This window comes from Methylophaga sp. UBA5088 (assembly GCF_002414625.1).
Classification (GTDB): domain Bacteria; phylum Pseudomonadota; class Gammaproteobacteria; order Nitrosococcales; family Methylophagaceae; genus Methylophaga; species Methylophaga marina.
Genome location: NZ_DIAC01000129.1, coordinates 5,086 through 9,408, shown reverse-complemented (window position 1 = coordinate 9,408; position 4,323 = coordinate 5,086). Strand labels below are relative to the sequence as shown.

The window sequence follows — 4,323 nt, the reverse complement described above, 5'->3', positions numbered from 1 at the left end:
TTTCATTTCCAGGTTTTTACGCGTACCGCCCGCCTTTAGAATTTCGTTAATCAATGCTTCCATAGCATAGCTACCATATCGCGTCCCTAATTTTTTCCAACACTCACTCGTACCATCGCCTTCACAGGGCAACATAAAGTGATTCATGCCAGCGATACCAGCCACAGGATCACGAATACAGGCTGCAACGCACGATCCCAGTGTGGTCGCAATCAGTTCTTTCGCACCACGATTAACATAAATTTCACCAGGCAAAATTTTCGCCACCCAGGCTTGGCGAGAGTTATCCCAATAACGGTTTATATTTTCAAATCCAGCTAATGCCTGAGGCATATCCGTTTTTAATGCCATCATGTAATACGCCGATATATCGTATTGCCATCAGAAACAAACTGGTTACTGATATTGAATAAGGTTTCTGAGTGACCGATAAAGAGATATCCACCAGGTAACATTTTTTCAGCGAAACGATGAAAAAGACCAACCTGCGTTGTTTTATCAAAATAGATAATGACGTTTCGGCAGAAAATCACATCAAACGTTCCTTTCATTGGGAAAGGGTGTAAAAGGTTAAGGCGCCTGAAGGAGATAAACTCTTTTAAAAAAGACTTCACTTTAACCAGCCCATTATTTTCAGCTTTTCCACGTGAGAACCAAGCATGTTTCTCGTCCTCTGAAAATTGACTTACCCGCTCAATGGTGTAAATCCCGGAAGCAGCTTGTTCTAGTACGTTCGCATCTAAATCTGTCGCCAGTACTTTGACATCCCAACCAGGGTGTCCTTTAAAAAACTGATGTAAGCAGATAGCCAAGCTATATGGTTCCTCACCAGTGGAACAACCCGCTGACCATATTCGTATTTTTTTAGTCGCCTGATTTTTAATCAACAGTTCAGGAAGTACATGTTGTTTCAAATAATCAAAATGATGTTTTTCACGAAAAAAGGCGGTTAAATTCGTTGTGATGGCATTGATTAATAACTCAATGGTGTCAGGGTCACCGTTATCAACTGCCAGACAAAATGCGTCAAAACTCCCACCATAGTTTCTACGAACATGTTTAGATAAGCGGCTATAAACCATATCTTTTTTTGCCGCAGGCAGCAGGATGCCTGTCTGCGCTGTGACGAAGCTACTTATTCGAGCAAAATGTTTATCTGAGAACTCAAATTCTCGTGCCGCTTTATCCATAAAACAGTCTTTCTCATTGGAAGGATTAATTGATGAATGGGCTAGAACTCTTCCCATTCATCACTTTCCTGCTCTTTAGTCATTACCTGCCTTTTTGTTGGTAATGATGGCTGAGGAGGAGTCTTAGCATGAGTCGCTATTTGGCGTTTTACATGAGAAGTAGAGGCTTTAGGCGTCGTAACCTGGCGCGGTGTATGCTGTTCAGTAGCATTTGTTGTGAAAAATTGCATCATTTCTTCCAGATGCTTGCCTTGTTCATCTAGAGATTCGCTCGCCGCTGCTGCTTGCTCCACTAGTGCAGCATTTTGCTGTGTCATTTCATCCATTTGTGTCACAGCCTGGTTGACTTGCTCAATACCCGATGTCTGTTCAGTACCTGCTGCCGCGATTTCAGAGATAATATCGCCGACTTTTTTTGCACCTTCAACAATTTCTTCCAATGTCTTCCCTGATTCATTTACAAGAGTAGAGCCCTCTCTTACTTTCTCACCACTATCATTAATGAGCTCTTTTATCTCTTTGGCAGCAGCAGCAGATCGTTGTGCTAAATTACGGACTTCAGAAGCCACTACGGCAAAACCTCGGCCTTGCTCTCCAGCGCGAGCGGCTTCCACAGCCGCATTGAGTGCCAACAAGTTAGTCTGAAACGCAATCTCATCAATCACGCCAATGATGTCTGCTACACGCTTACTGGAAGTACTGATGGCAGCCATGGCCTGAATCGCTTCCTGGATGACATTGCCACCTTTTTCAGCTTTACTTCTGGCGTCTACAGCAAGTTGATTAGCCTGACGAGCATTGTCGGAATTTTGTCTGACTGTGCTGGTGAGCTCTTCCATACTCGCCGCTGTTTCTTGTAATGACGACGCTTGCTCTTCTGTTCGCTGACTTAGATCCGTATTGCCTTGGGAAATTTCACTCGCCGCGGAAGAAATACTGATCGATGCTTCGATAATGTCTTGCACAATCGTTGAAATTTTGCTGATTGAACCATTGACCGCTTGTTGAAGCAGTGCGAACTCTCCTTCAAACTCACCATCCATTAGCTTAGTGAGGTCACCTTGCGCCAATGCATTCATAACCATGGATGTCGCTGATAAGGCCTTCTGAACGTCAAACTGTAAATGTTTCTCTTCAGTGATATCTGAAGCGTATTTCACCACTTTATAGGGCTTACCGTTCAGGTCAAAAATCGGATTGTAACTGGCCTGTAACCAAATATCTTTGCCATCTTTACCAACGCGCTGATACTCACCAGAATCAAACTCACCCCGGTTTAGTTTTGCCCAAAACTCTGTGTATTCAACACTCTGTGCCAGTGCAGGTGTAGCAAACATACGGTGATGCTTGCCTATAACTTCCTCTCGTTGATACCCCACAACATTAAGGAAATTATCATTCACACTGCGAATGGTGCCATCCATATTGAAACTGATCACACCCATCGCCTTGTTAATAGCAGAAATTTGACCTTCGAAATTGGCACGTTGTAATTTTGTTTCAGTAATATCTGTGGCAAATTTCACCACTTTGAATGGTTTACCATTCATATCAAGAATAGGATTGTAGCTGGCTTGTAACCAGATTTCCTTGCCACCATTGGCAATTCGTTTGTATTCACCACTATCAAACTCACCACGATTGAGTTTTGCCCAGAATTCAGCATACTCAGCACTTTGAGCTAGCTCAGATGTGGCAAACATTCGATGATGCTTACCGATGACATCTTCACGACTATAGCCCACCACTTTGAGAAAGTTTTCATTTACATCAATGATGGTGCCATCCATTTCAAAACTAATCACTCCCATCACTTTGTTGATGGCATCAAATTGACCATGAATATCAGCATTACGAAGTTTTTCTTCAGTGACATTGTGCCATTCAAGCATATTGCCGATATAGCTATCCTCTTCATCCAACATGGCTGTTACATTTAGACGAAAGGCAAGTGGACCGACTTTGATGTCTGCTTGATGAGGTAAATTATCGGGATTACTGAGCATTTGCCTTTGATGAGCAGGATTTTTATGGAACATATCAATATTACTTCCGACCAATCCTTTTATGGAAAATCCAGGGTAGATTCTTCTTAACGTCTCTTCATGCTCTCCCAACATATTTAATGTTGATTGATTGGCATATGTAATAGTGAAGTCTCTATCAATCATCATTACCGCCGTGACCGCATTATCAAGTGCGTTGGCTCTATTTAAGATGTCTTTATCTGCCTTTTCATTAACAGCCATGTCTCTCTCCTCCATGGGATATGCTCCCGTCGTCATTTTTTTAATAACGTTATCTAATGTTTCGTTCCATGCTGATGCAACAGGTTCTGACCATGATGACTCAGCATATTTTTCCAGCACCTTTAACAAGCAACTTTTGACAGCCTGATAATCTGGCTCTTTCACGCCATATGAAATGTGACGTTCACCTAATTCAGTCAAATAACTATCTAGTAAGGCTGGGTGACGCAGGTTTTGTACCAATAACACTAAAGCAGCTAATAATTTTTTCTGTTGCCCTTGCTGCGAGACACTTTTAAACAAGCCTTTTAGCTCCGGGTGCTGTTGAAAAAGCAACGTGTAAAAGTCGGCAACGACATATTCACCACGAGCGGCAATAGGAATGAAGCTCTCTTCTACCAGCTCGATATTCGTTTTAGGCGGTAATGACACTTCAGCCATAGCGTCTTCTGGTAATGATGATGTATCAGCAGATCTGTTCGTTGATTGTGTCGGGGGTTGATTATCTGCAGTCAACCAGGCAAGAGGATCGTTGCCCATTACATTTTTACTCTTGGCCATCAGCCACTCTCCTCTCTAAGACATCGCTAGCCAAAGAAAAATAGTCTTCTGCACCGGAGCTCTTTTTCCGATAGTCGAAAATAGTTTTACCAAAGCTAGGGCATTCTGCTAACGCCACGTTTTCACGAATAGGTGTGAATAGCACTCTACTAGGAAAATATTTCAGTACGCGTTTACGCACTTCTGCTGTGAGTTTTCTACGTAACTGCATCCGCGTTGATACCAGCCATAATCGAATACGGTGCCCAGAGATTTCTTCTGAACGTTTAAGGATCTGCATCATGCGTGATAGGCCTTGTAATGACAGATAGTCTCCAGATACG

At 42.7% G+C, this 4,323-nt stretch carries 3 protein-coding genes and 1 pseudogene; all 4 read right to left on the bottom strand.

The genetic code is table 11. The features are described 5' to 3' along the window. Positions 1 to 354, bottom strand: a pseudogene (locus tag B4K20_RS15840) (chemoreceptor glutamine deamidase CheD); the annotation flags it as partial. Then, on the bottom strand, positions 351 to 1,247 hold the full coding sequence (locus tag B4K20_RS15835; protein WP_286305581.1) for a CheR family methyltransferase: 897 nt from the start codon (positions 1,245 to 1,247) through the stop codon (positions 351 to 353). The pseudogene B4K20_RS15840 and the gene B4K20_RS15835, both read right to left, overlap by 4 nt. Beyond that, positions 1,232 to 4,000: a methyl-accepting chemotaxis protein gene (locus B4K20_RS15830; protein WP_289283657.1), complete on the bottom strand. Its 2,769-nt coding sequence runs from the start codon at positions 3,998 to 4,000 to the stop codon at positions 1,232 to 1,234. The genes B4K20_RS15835 and B4K20_RS15830 overlap by 16 nt, the downstream gene beginning before the upstream one ends. Next, the coding region (locus B4K20_RS15825) for a ParA family protein (protein WP_414683394.1) at positions 3,987 to 4,323 on the bottom strand (337 nt) is incomplete at its 5' end. The genes B4K20_RS15825 and B4K20_RS15830, both read right to left, overlap by 14 nt.

Coding starts and splice junctions, on each gene's coding strand:
- B4K20_RS15830 (WP_289283657.1), bottom strand. CDS start 4,000: ATGGCCAAGAGTAAAAATGTAATGGGCAACGATCCTCTTGCCTGGTTG.
- B4K20_RS15835 (WP_286305581.1), bottom strand. CDS start 1,247: ATGGGAAGAGTTCTAGCCCATTCATCAATTAATCCTTCCAATGAGAAA.